The sequence below is a fragment of the Streptomyces sp. NPDC042364 genome (genome assembly GCF_056437585.1).
In genome coordinates this window covers 12,586-28,637 of sequence record NZ_JBWKAJ010000040.1, presented here as the reverse complement: position 1 = coordinate 28,637, position 16,052 = coordinate 12,586, and the positions used below count along the sequence as shown (strand labels likewise).

The following is a 16,052-nucleotide window of genomic DNA, read 5'->3' as shown; positions in this document are numbered from 1 at the left end:
GACCAGCTACAAAGCCACCACCAGCATCGAAATCCTCGCCGCCGCCAGCCCTTGACAACACACCCCAGCCGCAAACTTCACGGCCTTGGCGCTAGCCCTCCAGCGGTGCCCGCCTCACCACCCGTGCCGCGCCCGCCTGCCCCGGAGCAGGCCGCGCGGCTCGGGTGGGGGCGGGGCGCCCGGGCGCAGCGGCCAGGCGAGCAGCATGCCCGCGACGAAGCCGACGATGTGGGCCGCGTACGCCACCGTCCCGGCGCCGGAGACGCCCTCGCCGGACGAGTAGACCGCCTGGAGCACGAAGCAGGAGCCCAGCACCAGCCATGCGGGCAGCCGCAGCGGCAGGAACACCAGCACCAGCACCCAGACCCTGGCCCTCGGGAAGAGCACGAGATACGCGCCGAGCACCCCGGCGATCGCCCCGGAGGCGCCGATCAGCGGGTCGCCCGAGCCGGAGTTGAGGAGCGCGTAGCCGTACGCGGCCGCGTAGCCGCAGGCCACGTAGAACGGCGCGAAGCGCACATGCCCCAGCCGGTCCTCGACGTTGGTGCCGAAGACCAGCAGGAACAGCAGGTTGCCCAGCAGATGCAGCCGGCCGCCGTGCAGGAACATCGCGGTGAGGACGGACAGCGCGGGTGACTTGTCAAAGCCCGGCGCGCCCACGAGGCAGCCGCCCGTGCGGGGATCGACCGCGCCCGTGGGCACCAGGTCCGGCAGCTGATGGTGGATCAACTCCCTTGGCACCGCCGCGTACTGCTCCGCGAACGCCTGGAGGTGGCGCAGCCGGCGAGCGGAGCTGTGAACGCTCGTGCGCGGTGGCGCGTATGTGTCCTCAACCGCGGATCTACGTGAGGAACAGGCGATGAACGACCGAGTGACTCCTTCGATGCACGCCACCCCCGACGGTGAGGCGGAACTGTCCCTGGTGGTGAAGCTCACCTGGGAAGACGTCGCCGCGCTCGGGCAGGAGGCCGGGCGGCTGTCCGCGCGGATGCAGCGGCCGGTGACGCTGGACGAGGCGGTGAGCCACCGGCTGCGGTCGGTGCGGGCGGCCGCGGCGCACGCGAAGCCGGCGACGGCGCCCACCGCTCCCGCCGCGGTGACCTCGTCCGCGTCCGTGTCGTCGCTGCCGTCGCGGCCGGGATCGGACCAGGCGATGCAGGCGATCGACCGGATCAGCGGGAACTCCTCGGCTGGTTGAGGGGATCTCGCGTCCGGATCCTGGGCGATGCCGGGTACGGGTTCGTCGTGACCGGTCGCGCAGTTCCCCGCGCCCCGGAGGGAACGAGGCCCTGAGGGATCTCCGCCGCGTCACCGCGCCCGGCACGCCCTCCGGGGCGTGTTCCGGAAGTCCCGCCTGTCCCGCGACGCCTGGCACGCGCGCTCGCGGCGTTGCCGAAACGCCCCGGCAGCCCCGCGGCGGATTCCAGGGGCTCCCGCGCCGTGCGATCGCACGTCCCGCACGCCGCGGCGCCGGCCCTTCGGGCGCACGACGGGACTTCCGCGACACGCCCTGCCGACGAAGCGACTTCCGCGACACGCCCTACCAGCCGCCTGCCCTCACCGCCGTCACGGCCTTTCTCGCCGCCACCAGGATCGGGTCCCAGACCGGGGAGAAAGGCGGGGCGTAGCCCAGGTCCAGGGCCGTCATCTGCTCGACCGTCATGCCCGCCGTCAGGGCCACGGCGGCGACGTCGACGCGCTTGCCCGCGCCCTCCCGGCCGACGATCTGGACGCCGAGGAGGCGGCCCGTGCGGCGTTCGGCGAGCATCTTGACGGTCATGAGGGCGGCGCCGGGGTAGTAGCCGGCACGGCTGGTGGACTCGATGGTGACGGCGACGTACTGCAGGCCCGCGCGTCGGGCGTCCTTCTCGCGCAGGCCGGTGCGGGCGATCTCCAGGTCGCAGACCTTGCTGACGGCGGTGCCGACCACGCCGGGGAACGTGGCGTAGCCACCGCCGACGTTCGCGCCGATGACCTGGCCGTGCTTGTTGGCGTGGGTGCCGAGCGGGATGTGGCGTTCACGGCCGGAGACCAGGTCGAGCACCTCCACGCAGTCGCCGCCCGCCCAGATGTCCTCGTGGCCGCGGACCCGCATCGACAGGTCGGTCAGCAGACCGCCGTGGTCGCCGAGGGGGAGGCCCGCCGCCCTTGCCAGATCCGTCTCGGGGCGCACCCCGATACCGAGGACCACCACGTCCGCCGGGTACTCGGCGTCGTCCGTGGCGACCGCGCGGACCCTGCCGTCGTCGCCGGTGAGGAACTTGGTGACCTCGGCCTCGTCGACCATGGTGATGCCCATGCCCTCCATGGCCCGGTGCACCAGACGGCCCATGTCCGGGTCCAGCGTCGACATGGGCTCCTTGCCGCGGTTGACGACCGTGACCTCGTACCCCCGGTTGATCAGGGCCTCGGCCATCTCCACACCGATGTAGCCGGCGCCGACGACCACCGCGCGGCGGCCCCCGGTGGCGGCCAGCGTGTCGAGGAGGGCCTGGCCGTCGTCCAGGTTCTGCACCCCGTGCACGCCGGGGGCGTCGACGCCGGGCAGGTCGGGGCGGATCGGGCGGGCGCCGGTCGCGATCACGAGCTTGTCGTACGGCGTCCAGTACTCCTCGCCGGAGTCGACCTCACGCGCGCGTACGCGCCTGCCCTCGACATCGATCTCCACGACCTCCGTGCGCATCCGGAGATCGATGTCCCGGGCCCGGTGCTCCTCGGGCGAACGGGCGATGAGCCGGCCCCGTTCGGGGACGTCACCGCCGACCCAGTACGGGATGCCGCACGCCGAGTACGAGGTGAAGTGGCCCCGCTCGAACGCCACGATCTCCAACTCGTCGGACCCCCGCAGCCGGCGCGCCTGCGACGCGGCGGACATGCCCGCCGCGTCGCCTCCGACGACGACCAGGCGTTCCCTCGAACGTTCCGTACGGCTCATGTTCATGGGAACACGCTACGACCGCCCCGCATTTCAGCTCTCCTCGCCGCCTTCCGGCTCGGCGGCCGGGGCGGGGCGCCGCGAGCGGCCGAAGAAGCGGAACCACAGCAGCAGGACGAGGGCCGTGGCCGCAGCGAACGGCAGGATCGCGGCGAGCGCCATGCCCAGCCAGCGGAACACCGCGACGAACGCGTTCCAGCCTCCCGCCAGCGCGTCCACGAACCCCGGCTCGTCGTCCTTGCCGGCCTTCTTCACCGCGGTCTCCGACAGCGACAGCGTGATCGTCGCGAGGCTCGTGCGGTCCTTCAGGGACTTCTGCCGGGCGAGCAGCGACTCCAGGTCCGCCTGACGGGTGCTCAGCTCACCCTCCAGTGTGACCACGTCGCTGAGCTTGGTCGCACGGTCCATCAACTCGCGGATACGGGCCACACTCGCCCGCTGCGTCGTGATGCGGCTCTCCACGTCGACCACCTGGTCGGTGACGTCCTCCGCCTTGGCCTTGCGCTCGACCAGCTTGCCGGTGCCCTCCAGTTCGGTGAGGACCTCCTCGTACTTCCCGGTGGGCACCCGCAGCACCACCCGGGTGCGTTCGCGGCCCTCGCCGTCGCGGGTCGTAGACTCGTCGGCCACGAACCCGCCCGCGTTCTCGGTGGTCGTCCGGGCCTCCTCCAGCGCCTTCGGCACGTCCTTCACCCGCACGGTCAGCCTCGCGGTGCGGATGACGTGGCTCGGACCGAGCTTCGGCGCGGTGTCGGCGGACTGATCCTTCTTCGAGCCGCTTCCGCTCTCGTCGCTCAGCGCCCCCTCCTGCCGGGCCGCGGCGCCGGCCTTGCTGTCGGAGGCCGTCTCGCCGCCCGAGGAGTCGTCGCCGGCGCCGCACCCGGTGAGGGTCAGCGCGGCGGCGAGGAACAGGGCGGCGACGGCCCCCGCGGGCCGTCGGGATCGTCGTGCGTTTGTCTGCGCCATGGCGGCGTACCCCCGGGGGTCGTGTCCGGCTTGCCTGGTGACGCTCCTTCGACGCCGGAGCGGGCCCGGACGTTTGCGGGGCCCGGTCCCGAAGCGGTCACGGTCGGGACTCGGAGGGGCCACACGGCCCTACCTGCGCCGTCGGGGCCGTCTGAGAAGGTGGACCCATGAGCGGATCACGTCCGGACATCGGACATGTCGTCGTCATCGGGGCCGGGATCGCGGGGCTGGCCGCGGCGCACACACTGCTGGACCGGGGTGCCGGTGTCACCGTCCTGGAGGCCTCGGACCGGGTCGGCGGCAAGCTGCTGCCCGGCGAGATCGCGGGCGCGCGGGTCGACCTCGGCGCCGAGTCCCTGCTGGCCCGCCGCCCCGAGGCGGTCGCCCTCGCCCGCCAGGTCGGACTCGCCGACCGGCTCCAGCCGCCCGCCACCGCCACGGCCTCGCTGTGGACCCGGGGTGCCCTGCGGCCCATGCCGAAGGGCCACGTCATGGGCGTCCCCGGCACCGCGTCCGCCCTCGCCGGAGTGCTGTCCGAGGAGGGCCTCGCCCGTATCGAGCGGGACGCCGACCTGCCGCGCACGGAGGTCGGCGACGACGTGGCGGTGGGGGAGTACGTGGCTGCCCGCCTCGGCAGAGAGGTCGTGGACCGCCTGGTGGAGCCGCTGCTCGGCGGGGTCTACGCGGGCGACGCGTACCGCATCTCGATGCGCTCGGCCGTCCCGCAGCTCTTCGAGGTCGCCCGGACGCACACCTCCCTCACCGAGGGCGTCCGCGAGATCCAGGCCCGCGCGGCAGCCGCCGGGCAGACCGGCCCCGTCTTCATGGGCATCGAGGGCGGCGTGGGCCGACTGCCGCTCGCGGTGGCCGAGTCGGTGCGGGCCCGCGGCGCCGAGATCCTCACCCGCACCCCCGTCACGGAGCTGCGCCGCGAGACCTCCGGCGGCTGGCGCGTCGCCGCCGGGGACCGGGTGCTGCACGCCGACGCCGTCGTCCTCGCCGCCCCCGCTCCGGTCGCCGCCGGCCTGCTGCGCGCCGAGGCCCCCGAGGCAGCCACCGAACTCGCCGCCGTCGAGTACGCCTCCATGGCGCTCGTCACCCTCGCCTACCGGCGTGCCGACGTCACGCTGCCCGAGGGTAGCGGCTTCCTGGTGCCGCCGGTCGACGGGCGCACCATCAAGGCGTCCACGTTCGCCTCCCAGAAGTGGGGCTGGATCGCCGACGAGAACCCCGACCTGCTCATCCTGCGCACCTCCGTCGGCCGCTACGGCGAGACGGAGATCCTGGAGCACGAGGACGCCCACCTCGTCGACGTCTCCCGCCGCGACCTGCGCGAGGCCACGGGACTGATCGCCACCCCCGTCGACACCCGCGTCACCCGCTGGGACGACGGCCTGCCCCAGTACCCGGTCGGCCACCACACGCGTGTGGCCCGCGTCCGCGAGCACCTCGGCAAGCTGCCCGGCCTCGCCGTCTGCGGCGCGGCGTACGACGGCGTCGGCATCCCGGCCTGCATCGCCGGCGCGGCGGCCGCCGTCGACCAGATCCAGGGTGACCTGCGCGCTGTGCAGGACCTCACGGCCAACCCGGTGCAGAGCCTGCACGGCGGAGCGGGAGAATGAGTTCCATGAGCGACGACGCCCCCACCACCGAGTCCGGCCGTGTCCCCAACAAGGGCAAGCTGGCCAAGGACCTCAACGAGGTCATCCGCTACACGCTGTGGTCCGTCTTCAAGCTGAAGGACGTCCTCCCGGAGGACCGCTCCGGTTACGCCGACGAGGTCCAGGAGCTGTTCGACCAGCTCGCCGCGAAGGACGTGACCGTGCGCGGCACGTACGACGTGTCGGGCCTGCGCGCCGACGCCGACCTCATGATCTGGTGGCACGCCGAGACCAGCGACCAGCTCCAGGAGGCGTACAACCTCTTCCGCCGCACCCGGCTGGGCCGCGCTCTCACCCCGGTGTGGTCGAACATGGCGCTGCACCGCCCCGCCGAGTTCAACCGCTCGCACATCCCGGCGTTCCTCGCCGACGAGACGCCCCGCGACTACGTCAGCGTCTACCCCTTCGTGCGCTCCTACGACTGGTACCTGCTGCCCGACGAGGACCGCCGCCGGATGCTCGCCGACCACGGCAAGATGGCCCGCGGGTTCCCCGACGTCCGGGCCAACACGGTCGCCTCGTTCTCGCTGGGCGACTACGAGTGGATCCTGGCGTTCGAGGCCGACGAGCTGTACCGCATCGTCGACCTCATGCGCCACCTGCGGGCCTCCGAGGCCCGGATGCACGTCCGGGAGGAGATCCCGTTCTACACCGGCCGCCGGAAGTCGGTCGCCGAACTGGTCGAGGGCCTGGCGTAACCGGGCTACCCGCGCCCCGCGAGGGGCGCGGGGAACCGGGCGGCCGGCCCCGGACCCGTCTCGGCCGTCCGGCCGCCCGACGGGGCGGTCGCGGCGCGCGCGGAGGTGGGCCTCGGCGCGGGCCGCCCCGCACAGGCCGCCCGCCTCACGGGCACCCGGCCCTTCAGCAGATACGCCTCCAGATACGTGTGGACGCACTTGTTGGGCCCGCCCGTGACGCCATGGCTCCCGGCGTCCCGTTCGGTCACCAGGACGGAGCCCCAGAGCCGCCGATGCAAGGCGATCGCACCTTCGTACGGGGCGGCGCCATCCAGCTCGGCAGCGAGGATCAGCGTCGGCGGCAGCTCACCCGGCCCCGTGCGCACGTCCAGGGGACGCTGCCGCGGCCCCGGCCAGTACGCGCACGGCAGGTGCGTCCACACGTTGTCCCAGGTCTGGAAGGGCGCCGTCCGGGCGAGCCGGGTGTTGTCGCGGTCCCAGCCTCGGAAGTCCGCCGGCCAGGGCCCGTCGTTGCACGCGACGGCCGTGTACACGGCCGTCGCGTTCTCCTGCTCCACGGCCGCCTCCGGGTACGGCCCGGCCAGCTGGATCAGCGGCTTCGCGTCCCCGCGCAGATACGCGGAGAGGGCGAGCGCGCGCTGCGGCCAGTAGTCGTCGTAGTACGCGGCCTGCCGGAACGTGCTCCGCAACTGCGCGGGTCCCACCGTGCCGCCGGCCGGCCGGGCGGACAGGCGTGCCGCCGCCCGCTCGTAGGCGCGCTGCACCTTCTCCGGGGTGTTCCCCAGGCCGTACACCTTGTGGTGCCCGGCGATCCACCGCCTGAGGTCCGCCCAGCGCCCCTCGAACGCCGCCGCCTGGTCGAGGCCGTTGCGGTACCAGATCCGCTCGGGGTCCGGGTTCACCGCCGAGTCGAAGACCATGCGGCGCACCCGTGAGGGGAACAGGTTCGCGTACAGCGCCCCGAAGTAGCTGCCGTACGACACCCCCATGAAGGTCAGCCGGTCTTCGCCCAGCGCGGCGCGCAGGACGTCGAGGTCGCGGGCGTTGTTGAGCGAGTGGTAGTGCCGCAGTGTGCTCCCGGCCCGCTGCGCGCACCGGTGCGCGTAGGCCTTCGCCCGCGCGATCCGCCGCTTCTTGTACGACGCCGAAGGGTGCGTCGGCGCGGCGGAGGGCCCCTGGTGCCGTCGCCCGGGGTCCTCGCAGGACAGCGGCGCCGAGCGCCCGACGCCGCGTGGCGCGTACCCGACGAGGTCGTACGCCGCCGCGATCCGCTTCCACTCCGGCAGGAACCCCATGAGCGGGAAGTACATCCCGGAGGCGCCGGGTCCGCCCGGGTTGAACACGAGTGCCCCCTGCCGGGGGACCTTGCCCCTGGCCTCGACCCGGCTGACCGTGAGGGAGATCTGCCTGCCGTGCGGCCGGGCGTAGTCGAGCGGCACCTTGACCGTCCCGCACCGCAGCCCGTCCGGCAGCCCCTCCCGCGCCGGACACCTGCCGAACCGGACGCCCTCCTCGGCCGCCCGCCGTGCCGCGACGTCCACCCCCGCGATCCCGGACGTCTCGCCCCGCGCCGGCGCGGCGGCGACGCCGCTCAGCAACACCGCCCCGACCGTCCCGTAGAGCACGGCAGCCCGCATCGCGTATCCCTTCGAAGTACGAAAGTAGTAAAAGGGATGTTTCGTGCGAAAGGGGGTGAAGTAAAGCACCGGCCGTGGGTGTCGCCGTGTCGCGGCGGCCCCGCCCTGCGGCCCGGACGTCAACCGGGCGGTGGGGGCGGGGCGCGGGTTCCGGTGTCACGACATCAGTCGTCCTCCTGGCGGGGTCCCGTCGCCGCCGGGGGGAGGGAGTAGCGCTGGGACGGGGACGCCGTCGGGGAGGGGGTCACCGGGATCGGTGAGCCGGGGTCGTCCAAGGGGCCGGGCGGGGCGGGGGAGTTGGTGATGGGCGGGGCGCTCGCGGAGGCCGCGTCCCGGGCGATCGCGTCGTAGTCGACGAGGCCGGTGGCCTCCAGGACCTTGATGTGGTCGAGGACGGTGGTGTTGGCGTCGTCGGCGAGGTCGCGGACCAGCGAGTTGCGGGTGGTGGCGCGGACCTGGGCGACCACGGAGAACACCCTGCCGTGGGCCGTCCGCAGGATGTTCGCGAACTCCCGGTCGTACTGCTCGCCCTGCGCCGCGTCCAGGGTGCCGAGCCAGGCCTTCTGCTGGTCGTTCGGCTGGTTGGGCAGGGCCAGCCCGAGCCGGGCGGCGACATTGCGGACCCGGGCGTCCAGGAAGGTGTGCCCCTCGACGAGATGCTCGCCGGCCGTCCGTACGGCCTTGGTGGTGCCCTTCGTCTGGGCCTGCTGTCCGGCGGGCAGCTCCCATAGCCCCGCCAGTCTGACCTTGGTGATGAACTCCCGGTCCAGCCCGGACAGCGCACCGTACTGCGTCGTCACCGTGGACGCGTTCAGTGTGTCCACGCCGGTGCCCGAGCGGTCCGTGTACGACCAGATCGGGAAGATCAGTGCCAGGAGTGTCGCCGTGAGCCCGGCGACGATGAGCCCTGTCCCATTGAGCAGTCCTCTGCTGCGTCTGTCGGATCGCATGGTGCCTCCTGCTTGCGGCACCGCACGCGAGCGCTTCGGGTGCGGATTGGCCTTCGGTCCGGCATGTTACTGCCCGGTCTGCGCCAACTGCCGTACAGGGAGAAAGGGTTGAGGAGGGTACAAATCCCACCGGATCGGGTGTCCAAGTGAGGGACAGGCCAGGTGAAAGCGGAGTGAATAGGGCGTGAAACCCATGTGCAGGGCCTGGGTTTGTTAATCGCAGCACACCCCGGGCGTGCGACAGGCCGCCGCGCGCCCTGGGCGGCCCGGGGTGGGCGCGACGCTCAGCGACGCAGCAGCACCCTGCGGGTCGCGCGGGCCAGCCGCGCCGTCGGACGCCGGGAGAGCGGCGCAGGGCCGGAGCGCTCCAGCCACCACTCGCGCAGCGCACGCCGGGTGCCCGCGTCCTCGACACGGTCGCCCAGCAGCACGTGCTCGGCGAAGGACAGCGCGTCGCGACGGTAGCCGTCGGTCATCGGATGGCCCTGCGCGTAGGCCAGGAACGCCGGCCGGTACGACGGGCCCAGGATCTCCGGCAGCTCCGGCGCGACCTTGCCCACGACGTCCGCCCGCTTGGCCGCGAGCGCCCGGGCCTGCACTCCCAGCCGCACCCGGTCGAACCCCTCGGGCACCGGCGTCCCCGCGACCAGCGCCGACAACAGCGCGGCCTGGGCGAGCCCGAGTCGCTGCCGGGCCACGGGCCCGCCGTCGGCGTCCGGTGCCTCCTCGGCGGACGTGGCGGAAGGCCTGGCCGGCGCGGCTGCCGCGGTCGGTGTCGCGGCCGGCCCGGTCGGCGCGGCCGTCCCGCCCGGAACCCCGGAGGTCTTCAGCACCCCCCGGATCGCGTCCAACTCGCTCTCCAGCTCCGCCGGCTCCGGGAAGTTCTCGTCGCGCTCCAGGAGGACACCCGGCGGGGTCACGCGGGAGGCCAGGTCGGCGAGGATGTCGAGGACCTGCCGGGGGACGGGGTGGGCGTGGCTGTCGTGCCAGACGCCGTCCCGCTCGAAACCGCCCGCGACATGGACGTACGCGATGGCGTCGACCGGCAGCTCGTCCAGCGCCTTCGCGGGGTCCTCGCCCCGGTTGACGTGGTTGGTGTGGAGGTTCGCGACATCGATGAGGAGCCGTACCCCGGTGCGGTCCACGAGGTCGTACAGGAACTGCCCCTCCGTCATCTCCTCGCCCGGCCAGTTGACCAGGGCCGCGATGTTCTCCAGGGCCAGGGGCACGGGCAGCGCGTCCTGGGCGATGCGCACGTTCTCGCACAGCACGTCCAGTGCGTCCCGGGTGCGCGGCACCGGCAGCAGATGCCCGGCCTCCAGCTGAGGCGAGGCGGTGAGGGCACCTCCCGCCCGGACGAACGCGATGTGCTCGGTGACCAGGGGCGCGCCCAGGGCCTCCGCGCGCTCGGCGAGGCTCCGCAGCCGCTGCTCGTCGGGGCGGTCGGCGCCCCCGAGGCCGAGCGAGACGCCGTGCGGCACGACCGTGACGCCCCGCTCGCGCAGCCGCAGCAGCGACTCGGGCAGGTGGCCGGGGCAGACGTTCTCCGCGACGACCTCGACCCAGTCGACGCCGCCGGCCGACCCGGCCATGCGCTCGACGGCGTCCGCGATCTCCGGACGCCATCCGATTCCCGTACCCAGCTGCCTCATCCGCTCCATCGTCCCCTCCTCTGTCACGGCTGCACCAGGACCCTTGTTCGTCTCCTTACGGCGGACCTGTGTTCCGGCGTGACGGAGTCATGGCCCCGCCGCTCCCGGCCGAACCCCACGGAGGGGACCTTCAGAGCAACATTTGAGCTTTTCGACTACTGCACCTGCGGTTCGCCCTGGTCCTTGTTCAGCTCCTCCGGGTCGGGACGCCCGGTCGGGACGAGGCCGGGCGTGGTCGGCGACGGGGTCGACTTCACATCGGGGTTCGTCGACGGCTCCGCGGCGGGCGCGGGCTGCACGATCTGCCCCGGCACGGGCGGCGGCGGGCCGGTGGGGCTCGCCGTACCGCTGACCGAGTTGTCGGCGATCTGGGCGAAGTCGATCTCGCCGGTTCCCTCCAGGACCGTGATGTGGTCGAGCACGGTCTGGTTGGCGTCGGAGGCCAGCTGGCGGACCAGGGTGTTGCGGGTGTTGTTCCGCACGGTGGCGATCGCCGGGAAGATCTTGCCGTGCGCGGCCCGCAGCAGGTTCGCCCAGGTCTTGTTGTACTCGGCCTCCGTCTTGGCGGCGGTCATCTGGTCCAGCCAGCCCTGCTGCTCCGGCGTCGGCTGGTTCGGCAGTTCGACGCCCAGCTTCGCCGCGATGATCCGTGACCGCTTGTCCAGGTCGGTGTGGCCCTTGATCAGGTGGTCCGCGGCCTCCCTGACGGACTTGCTGCCGCTGCGCTCCAGGGCCTGCTGGCCGGCCGGCAGCTCCCACAGGCCCGCGAGCCGCACCCTGATGATGAGGTCGCGGTCGGTGGGGGTGAGCGGCCCCCACTGCGTGGTCACCGTGTCACCGGTGGGCACGGCCGCGGCGGCCGCGGCGTTGCGGTTGGGGTACGAGTAGAACACGGGGTAGGCGACCGCACTGACTGTGCCGACGATCGCCACGGCGACGAGGACAGAGCCCTTGGAGCGTCGCAAAGGTGCCTCCCGGAGGAAACCAACTGGTCGTTGGGGACTGAGTCTTGCTGGGCGTGGGGTGGGGGTGGGGTGGCGCGCTGACCGGACCCCTGCCGCTCGGGCGGCGGACGGCCACGGCCGGGCGCGTGCCGTCGGTCCGCGTCAGATCGTGCCGTTGGCGATGGCGTCGAAGTCGACCTGGCCGGTCTTCTCCAGCATCGTGATGTGGTCGAGCACGGTCTGGTTGGTGTCCGAGGCCAGCTGGCGCACCAGCGTGTTCTCGGTCATGTTCCGCACCGTGCCGATGGCCGGGAAGATCTTGCCGTGCGCCGAGCGCAGCAGATTCGCCCAGGTGCGGTCGTACTGGTCGTCGGTGGCGTTGCTCATCTGCTGGAGCCACCCCTGCTGCTGGGCGTTCGGCTGGTTCGGCAGCTCGATGTTCAGCTGCTCCGCCACGGCCCGCACCCGCTGGTCGAGGTCCTTGTGACCCACGATCAGATGGTCCGCCGCCTCCTTGACGGCCGGGCTCTTCGACCGCTGCATCGCCTGCTCGGCGGCCGGCAGCTCCCACAGGCCCGCCAGCCGCACCCTGATGATCAGGTCACGGTCGGCCGCGGTCAGCGGCCCCCACTGGGTGTTGACCGTGCCGGCCGCCATATTGGCCTGAGCAGTGCCCGAGCGGTCGGCGTAGGACCATACGGGGAACGCGAGCGCTCCGACGGTGACGACGAGCGCCAGGCTGGCGATGACCGAGCCATTGATACGCCGCAAAATGAGCCTCCCGGGTAATGCCAACTGGTCGTTGGGGCAGTTGCTTGGCCAGTGCAGGGAGATACGTACGCGATCGCCGGGCTGTTCAACGGCGGTTCACAGTTACCGAAAAGCCGGGCGGCGTGACCGCAACCGACCGGCCGTCAGGGATCTCGCCGGTGTGCGGGGTTCAGCCGCGCAGGGCCGGGTGGTCCGCGACCACCGTGCAGGAGCCGGGGGCGATCTCCGTGAAGCCCGCGTCACGGACGAGGGGGAGGCCGGAGGTGGTGAGGGCGTGCCAGCGGGCGGGGTCAGCGGTGCGGACGGCGAGGGGGAACCCGGCGTCGCGCCAGGCGGTGCGGTCCTCGTCGGAGAGGTCCCACCAGGCGAGTTGGGCTCCGTGACCCGCCTGCGCCATGGCCTTGCCGGCCGACATCCCGACATCGGGGTTCAGCCACAGCACCGGGGCGGCGGGACCGGCGTCGACCGGCGGCTCCGGGTCGTCGAGATCCGTGCCGGACACCTGGAGGCGGGCCAGCTCCTTGGGCCAGCCGTCCAGCGGGACGGGCGGGAAGACGCGCACCTCGGCCGACTTGCCCGTCACCGTGATCCCGGGCAAGGCCTCGGCCCGCCGCCACTCGGCGCCGCGCGCCCGCCGGACCACCTTGCGGATACGGGCGTCCTGCCAGCTCCGCATCGCCTCGGCCCACTCTCCCCCGCCGACCGAGCGCTCGTCGCTCAGCATCACCAGCACCGCACGCGCGGCCGTCTCCAGCGCGTCCGTGCGCGCCGGGGGAGCGGCCCGCTCGATCCGTACGACCAGCGGCAGTACGAACTGCGGCGCCTCGTCACGAGCGGTCCGGGCGTCCCGGAAGGGGCTGTCCTGCTCCGGTGCGCGGGACCGGGCGCCGGCCGGGTCCGTGCTCCGGCCCCCGCGGGGTGCGGGCGCCGGGGGCGCGGCGGAGGGCGCAACAGGGCGGGATGCCGGGTCAGGGGTGGAGGACGGGTCACTGATGGTCACGTCCCCAGTCTGCCAGCGGCCGTGCCGGCTCCGGCCGCCCGCGTCGGAGGAGGCGGTTCGAGGCGGGCGGGCCGAGGGGCGGGTGGAGCCTTCTCTCCGGTGGCCGCTCCTCAGCCCGAACAGGCGGTGCGCTCGGCCTCGCGCCACTCACACACGGGGCACAGGGTCATCCCCTTGTACGACTCGGGATACTCGGTCGGTTCCTGGCACAGCACGCAGGCTGCGAAGGGCGGACCGGCGGGGACGGGGGCCTGCCCCGTCGTCCCGGTGGCCGCGGCGGGCGCGGGAGTCGAAGCCGGCCCCGCGGTCGTCGTCTCGGTGCCGCAGTGGTCGCTCATATGTCCAGCGTAGGACGACGCAGGGGAAAGCCGCGTGCGGCGGCCGTGCGGAGGGCTCACGGTGTGAGCGCGGCCGTCGCCCCGACCAGCTCCGACACCTTCACGAGCCGGAAACCCCGCTCCCGCAGCGCGGGCACGATCATCCGTACCGCCTGCTCGGTCACGGGCGCGGTACTTCTCGCACAGTGCATGACGACGACGGACCCGGGCCGCACTCGCTCCAGCACGCCCCGCGCGACCGCCGCCGGATCCACGGCCCCTGTGTCGCCGCTCGCCACGTCCCCCTGCACGGCCATCACCCCGGACGAGCTGAGTCCCCGCAGGGCGCGGTGGTCGTAGCAACCGCCCGGGAACCGGAAGTACGGCATCGGGTTCATGACCCCCGCTGCGCGGAAGGCGGTGTAGGCCCGCTCGACGTCCGCCGCGATGCGGGTCGCCTTCACGGCGGGCAGGCCGTGGCAGTCGGCGGTGAAGGCGTGGTGGCCGTACGAGTGGTTCGCCACCTCGAAAAGGGGGTCCCGGCCGATCGACCGGGCCTGGATCGGATACTCCTCGGCCCACCGGCCCGTCATGAACACGGTCGCCGGCACCTTCAGCCGGCGCAGCGTCGCGATGAGCGGCGGATTGTCGAACCGCTCGCCCGCGGCGGCCCGAGCCCCCTGCTCCGGGGACATGTCCGCGTCGAACGTCAGCGCGACCGTCCTGCCGCCCCGGCTGCGCGGTCCATGCTCGAACACCGGAGCGAGGCCGGCCGGCCCCGGAGCGAGGGTGGGCGGCCGGGACGCCACGACCGGGCGAGGAGCCGCCCCCGTGGCGGTGGCGGTGACCACCCGGGACGCGTGCCGAGGCCCTCCGCAGGCGGCCAGAACCACCCCGAGCGCCCCGACCGCACAGAGGACCCGGACACTTCGCACAGGAACGATCACCATAAGAACGTAAACGCCCCACACTCCCGACTCGTCCGATCACCTGCTCATCCACCCGGAATCCGCTCCGAAGTCACCCACCCGGCCGACCGGATGAGGGGACGGACGCCCATGGGTGTCCGCCCCCTTCCGCCCGTGGGATCAGGCCGGCCCGTCGGGTGCGCCGCGGTCTGTCACGTCACGTACGGCGCCACGGACCCGTCACCGCGAAGGTCGTGCCGGGCGTGTAGCAGTTGACGTACATCGTGCGGCCGTCGGGGGAGAAGGTGACACCCGCGAACTCGCCCCATTCGGGTTCCGTGGGCGTGCCGATGTTCTGGGCGTTGCGGGCCATGGCGTAGACGTCGCCGCGGCGGGTGACGCCGTACACGTGCTGGGTGCCGTTGCCGTCCTCGCAGACCATGAGGCCCCCGCTGGGGGCGAGGCAGATGTTGTCGGGGGACTCGCCGGGGAGCTGGATGTCGGTGTCGGGGCCGAAGACGATGACCAGGGTGAGGGTGCGGTGGTCGGGGTCGTAGCGCCAGATCTGGCCGTAGTGGTCGGCGGCGGAGCCGTCGGCGCTGCGCGCGAAGGACGAGACGAAGTAGACGCAGCGGCCGCCCCAGTAGCAGCCCTCCAGCTTCTGGGCGTGAGTGATCCCCTTGGGGCCGAAGTCCTGGTGGCGGATGGGCGTCCGGGCGGCCAGGGGGTCCGGTACGTCCACCCATTCGATCTCCGCGAAGCGGGCGCCCGTCTCCTGGATGGAGGACAGGTCGGGGACCCCGGGGACCCGCATCGCCTGGAGCCGGCCGCCCGCGCGCAGGGAGCCGGGGCCGCCCCTGGGCCGGTCGGGGAGGAAGCGGTAGAAGAGGCCGAAGGGCCGTTCGAAGGCGTCCTCCGTCTCATAGACGACGCCGCGCCTCGGGTCGACCGCGATCGCCTCGTGCTGGAAGCGGCCCATCGCGGTGAGCGGGACGGCGCCGGAGCGGTGCGGGTCGGCCGGGTCGACCTCGAAGATGAAGCCGTGGTCCTTTGTGTAGCCGTTGGTGCCGGCCCTGTCCTCGGTCTCCTCACAGGTCAGCCAGGTGCCCCAAGGGGTGGGACCACCCGCGCAGTTGACGGCGGTGCCGGCGATGGCGACGCGTTCGGAGAGGACCTCGCCGCGGGCGTCCAGCGTCAGGGCCGTACAGCCGCCCTTGCCCGCGGGGTCGTAGGTGAGGCCCTCGACCGTGGGAACCGGGATACGGCCGCTGTGACGGTTCTCGTGGTTGCGGACCAGATGGACGCGGCCGTGTCTGCCGGCGAAGGCGGACATGCCGTCGTGGTTGCCGGGGACACGGCCCTCGCCGGAGCGGAGCTGGTCGCCCTCGCGGGAGAGGACCTTGTAGCGGAAACCCTTCGGCAGGTCGAGCAGGCCGTTCGGGTCGGGGATCAGCGGGCCGTAGCCGGTGTGGCCGAGATCGCTCTGCGCGGCCGCGGTGCCCGCGAAGAGTTCGGACAGGGCTCCGGAGAACGCGATGCCCGCTCCCACGGCACCGGTGCGGGCCAGGGCCTGACGTCGAGTCACTGACACGGGAGAACCTTCCTGTTGGCGG

General features: G+C 73.0%; 14 protein-coding genes and 1 pseudogene. 3 read left to right on the top strand and 12 right to left on the bottom strand.

Annotated features, from left to right (window positions below):
• Positions 1-114 precede the first annotated feature (114 nt).
• A pseudogene (locus AC067N_RS38350) lies at positions 115-783 on the bottom strand (rhomboid family intramembrane serine protease); the annotation flags it as partial.
• Between the two features lie 76 nt (positions 784-859).
• On the opposite strand from AC067N_RS38350, the gene AC067N_RS38345 reads away from it, so the two are divergent.
• Positions 860-1,198, top strand: coding sequence for a hypothetical protein (locus AC067N_RS38345; protein WP_478683583.1), 339 nt, complete (start codon positions 860-862; stop codon positions 1,196-1,198).
• A gap of 342 nt (positions 1,199-1,540) precedes the next feature.
• Here the strand turns inward: AC067N_RS38345 and AC067N_RS38340 are convergent, their stop codons facing one another.
• Together AC067N_RS38340 and AC067N_RS38335 are read right to left on the bottom strand one after the other, a co-directional pair.
• Positions 1,541-2,941: an FAD-dependent oxidoreductase gene (locus AC067N_RS38340; protein ID WP_478683582.1), complete on the bottom strand. Its 1,401-nt coding sequence runs from the start codon at positions 2,939-2,941 to the stop codon at positions 1,541-1,543.
• Between the two features lie 27 nt (positions 2,942-2,968).
• Positions 2,969-3,901 (bottom strand): DUF4349 domain-containing protein, encoded by a 933-nt coding sequence (locus AC067N_RS38335; RefSeq protein ID WP_478683581.1) that lies wholly within the window; start codon positions 3,899-3,901, stop codon positions 2,969-2,971.
• A 167-nt stretch (positions 3,902-4,068) separates the two neighbouring features.
• Between AC067N_RS38335 and hemG the strand changes: the two genes are divergently transcribed.
• The gene (gene hemG / locus AC067N_RS38330) at positions 4,069-5,523 is read left to right on the top strand and encodes a protoporphyrinogen oxidase (RefSeq protein ID WP_478683580.1); all 1,455 of its coding nucleotides are present in this window, start codon (positions 4,069-4,071) and stop codon (positions 5,521-5,523) included.
• A 5-nt stretch (positions 5,524-5,528) separates the two neighbouring features.
• On the top strand, positions 5,529-6,260 hold the full coding sequence (gene hemQ, locus AC067N_RS38325) for a hydrogen peroxide-dependent heme synthase (protein WP_478683579.1): 732 nt from the start codon (positions 5,529-5,531) through the stop codon (positions 6,258-6,260).
• Between the two features lie 5 nt (positions 6,261-6,265).
• Here hemQ and AC067N_RS38320 read toward each other — a convergent pair whose 3' ends face one another.
• The 9 genes from AC067N_RS38320 to AC067N_RS38280 form a co-directional block, all read right to left on the bottom strand.
• Positions 6,266-7,897 carry an alpha/beta hydrolase gene (locus AC067N_RS38320; RefSeq protein ID WP_478683578.1) on the bottom strand — a complete coding sequence of 544 codons (1,632 nt, stop codon included), beginning with the start codon at positions 7,895-7,897 and terminating at the stop codon, positions 6,266-6,268.
• 164 nt (positions 7,898-8,061) lie between these two features.
• Positions 8,062-8,847 carry a DUF4142 domain-containing protein gene (locus AC067N_RS38315; protein WP_478683577.1) on the bottom strand — a complete coding sequence of 262 codons (786 nt, stop codon included), beginning with the start codon at positions 8,845-8,847 and terminating at the stop codon, positions 8,062-8,064.
• A 284-nt stretch (positions 8,848-9,131) separates the two neighbouring features.
• Positions 9,132-10,499: an MbnB/TglH/ChrH family RiPP precursor modification enzyme gene (locus tag AC067N_RS38310; RefSeq protein WP_478683586.1), complete on the bottom strand. Its 1,368-nt coding sequence runs from the start codon at positions 10,497-10,499 to the stop codon at positions 9,132-9,134.
• A gap of 155 nt (positions 10,500-10,654) precedes the next feature.
• Positions 10,655-11,464 (bottom strand): DUF4142 domain-containing protein, encoded by an 810-nt coding sequence (locus tag AC067N_RS38305; RefSeq protein WP_478683576.1) that lies wholly within the window; start codon positions 11,462-11,464, stop codon positions 10,655-10,657.
• Between the two features lie 141 nt (positions 11,465-11,605).
• Complete coding sequence (locus AC067N_RS38300) at positions 11,606-12,214, bottom strand: DUF4142 domain-containing protein (RefSeq protein WP_478683575.1); 609 nt, start codon at positions 12,212-12,214, stop codon at positions 11,606-11,608.
• Between the two features lie 169 nt (positions 12,215-12,383).
• On the bottom strand, positions 12,384-13,208 hold the full coding sequence (locus AC067N_RS38295; RefSeq protein WP_478683585.1) for a peptidyl-tRNA hydrolase: 825 nt from the start codon (positions 13,206-13,208) through the stop codon (positions 12,384-12,386).
• Positions 13,209-13,324: 116 nt separating this feature from the next.
• Positions 13,325-13,552: a hypothetical protein gene (locus AC067N_RS38290; RefSeq protein ID WP_478683574.1), complete on the bottom strand. Its 228-nt coding sequence runs from the start codon at positions 13,550-13,552 to the stop codon at positions 13,325-13,327.
• Between the two features lie 56 nt (positions 13,553-13,608).
• Positions 13,609-14,481, bottom strand: a complete 873-nt coding sequence (locus tag AC067N_RS38285) for a polysaccharide deacetylase family protein (protein ID WP_478683573.1) — start codon at positions 14,479-14,481, stop codon at positions 13,609-13,611.
• Positions 14,482-14,656: 175 nt separating this feature from the next.
• Positions 14,657-16,024, bottom strand: coding sequence for a PhoX family protein (locus AC067N_RS38280; protein ID WP_478683572.1), 1,368 nt, complete (start codon positions 16,022-16,024; stop codon positions 14,657-14,659).
• Between the last annotated feature and the right edge of the window lie 28 nt (positions 16,025-16,052).

Coding starts and splice junctions, on each gene's coding strand:
- AC067N_RS38310 (WP_478683586.1), bottom strand. CDS start 10,499: ATGAGGCAGCTGGGTACGGGAATCGGATGGCGTCCGGAGATCGCGGAC.
- AC067N_RS38340 (WP_478683582.1), bottom strand. CDS start 2,941: ATGAACATGAGCCGTACGGAACGTTCGAGGGAACGCCTGGTCGTCGTC.
- hemQ (WP_478683579.1), top strand. CDS start 5,529: ATGAGCGACGACGCCCCCACCACCGAGTCCGGCCGTGTCCCCAACAAG.
- AC067N_RS38335 (WP_478683581.1), bottom strand. CDS start 3,901: ATGGCGCAGACAAACGCACGACGATCCCGACGGCCCGCGGGGGCCGTC.
- AC067N_RS38345 (WP_478683583.1), top strand. CDS start 860: ATGAACGACCGAGTGACTCCTTCGATGCACGCCACCCCCGACGGTGAG.
- AC067N_RS38290 (WP_478683574.1), bottom strand. CDS start 13,552: ATGAGCGACCACTGCGGCACCGAGACGACGACCGCGGGGCCGGCTTCG.
- AC067N_RS38285 (WP_478683573.1), bottom strand. CDS start 14,481: ATGGTGATCGTTCCTGTGCGAAGTGTCCGGGTCCTCTGTGCGGTCGGG.
- AC067N_RS38315 (WP_478683577.1), bottom strand. CDS start 8,847: ATGCGATCCGACAGACGCAGCAGAGGACTGCTCAATGGGACAGGGCTC.
- AC067N_RS38320 (WP_478683578.1), bottom strand. CDS start 7,897: ATGCGGGCTGCCGTGCTCTACGGGACGGTCGGGGCGGTGTTGCTGAGC.
- hemG (WP_478683580.1), top strand. CDS start 4,069: ATGAGCGGATCACGTCCGGACATCGGACATGTCGTCGTCATCGGGGCC.